The organism is Streptococcus sp. DD11, assembly GCF_001578865.1.
Lineage (GTDB): Bacteria > Bacillota > Bacilli > Lactobacillales > Streptococcaceae > Streptococcus > Streptococcus panodentis.
In genome coordinates this window covers 205,518-207,350 of the sequence record NZ_KQ969394.1, presented here as the reverse complement: position 1 = coordinate 207,350, position 1,833 = coordinate 205,518, and the positions used below count along the sequence as shown (strand labels likewise).

General features: G+C 53.4%; 1 protein-coding gene and 1 pseudogene. Both read left to right on the top strand.

What is annotated here, in order from left to right; translation table 11 throughout:
• A pseudogene (locus tag STRDD11_RS06900) lies at nucleotides 1–483 on the top strand (mannitol-1-phosphate 5-dehydrogenase); the annotation flags it as partial.
• 366 nt (nucleotides 484–849) lie between these two features.
• The coding region (locus tag STRDD11_RS06895) for an LLM class flavin-dependent oxidoreductase (RefSeq protein ID WP_164828418.1) at nucleotides 850–1,833 on the top strand (984 nt) is incomplete at its 3' end.

The following is a 1,833-nucleotide window of genomic DNA, read 5'->3' as shown; positions in this document are numbered from 1 at the left end:
TCCGGCCATGCAACCTCAGCTTATATCGGGGCTCATGCCGGCGCTAAAACCATTCTGGAAGCCCTGCAGAACGAACAGACCAAGTCTCAGATTGAAGCCGTTCTGGCTGAAATCCGCAGCCTCTTGATTGCCAAGTGGAACTTTGATGAAAAAGAGCTGGAGGACTATCACAAGATTATCATCCAGCGTTTTGAAAATCCCTTTATCGTGGATGAGGTCAGCCGCGTGGCCCGGACTCCGATCCGCAAGCTGGGCTATGATGAGCGTTTTATCCGGCCTATCCGCGAGCTCAAAGAACGCGGTCTGGCTTATGACAACCTCTTGAAAACGGTCAGCTATGCCTTTGCCTACCGCGATGCCAGCGATGAAGAAAGTATCAAATTGGGTCAAATCCTAGCCAGCCAGCCGGCTGAGGAGGCTGTGGCTCAGGTGACCGGCCTGACAGATCAGGAGCTCATCAAAGAAATTGCTGCGCTGCTCTAGCCGCATTGAGCGGCCGCCCCAGCAAGGAACAGTCAATGAAAGTCCGATATTCATTGGCTTTTTTTGCTGCGCTGCCTGTCCTGCTTCGTCTGCTGCTGTTCATTGAGCAGAAAGAGTGTCGTTTTTTAGTTTGCTTTTAGTAGTGGCGGTGGGACAGTTTCAGCCTATCGCTTAAAATATAGGACGATAGGGCAGCGAGGTGGTGGATGGAGCTTCCGTTAGGAAGGATCAGCTGTACTGGGGTACGGCAAGGCGGGCAACCGACGGAATAAAAGATAAGTTAAATGGTGCTAACAAGCACTTTTTTTGTCGTTGTCACTAATTAGTGCTAATATACAAACAAGCAAGATTTACGGAGGTAAGCTCATGATTGAATTAGGCATCTCAACTTTTGGAGAAACAACGCCGCTTGAGGGCAGCGGTCAAAGTTATTCGCATGCGGAGCGCATCCGCCAGCTGGTGGATGAGATCAAGCTGGCAGACAAGGTGGGACTGGATGTGTATGGCATCGGAGAGCACCATCGGGAGGACTTTGCGGTGTCGGCGCCGGAGATTGTGCTTTCGGCCGGTGCGGTCCAGACGGAGAAGATCCGCCTGACCAGTGCGGTCAGTGTCCTGTCCAGCCTAGATCCCATTCGGGTTTACCAGCAGTATGCGACCATTGATGCCCTGTCCAATGGCAGGGCGGAGATCATGGCTGGCCGCGGCTCCTTTGTCGAATCTTTCCCGCTCTTTGGCTATGATTTGAAAGACTATGAGGAGCTCTTTGAGGAGAAGCTGGACCTGCTCCTTTATGCCAAGTCAGAAAGCAAGCTGGACTGGAAGGGCCGGCTGACCCAGACGATTGATGGGCGTGAGGTTTATCCGCGGGCCGTGCAGAAAGATTTTCCTGTCTGGGTGGCTACGGGGGGCCATGTGGAGTCAACAGTCAAGATTGCCCAGCGCGGTCTGCCGATTGCCTATGCTATTATCGGCGGCAGTCCCAAGCACTTCAAGCCCCTGCTGGATGTTTATCGCCGGATTGGGCAGGAAAGTGGCCACTCAGAGGAAAAGCTGAAAATCGCTGCCCACTCTTGGGGCTGGGTCATGGAGGACAATGAGGAGGCAATCCGGTCTTACTTTCACCCGACCAAGCAGGTGGTCGACCGTATCTCCAAGGACCGTCCGCACTGGCAGGAGCTGACCTATGAACAGTACCTGCAGCAGGTGGGGCCGGATGGGGCTATGTTTGTCGGCAGTCCGGAAAAAACTGCTGAAAAGCTGATTAAAATGATTGAAGAACTGGGTTTGGACCGTTTCATGCTCCATCTGCCGCTGGGCTCTATGCCGCATGCAGCTGTCCTCAGGTCC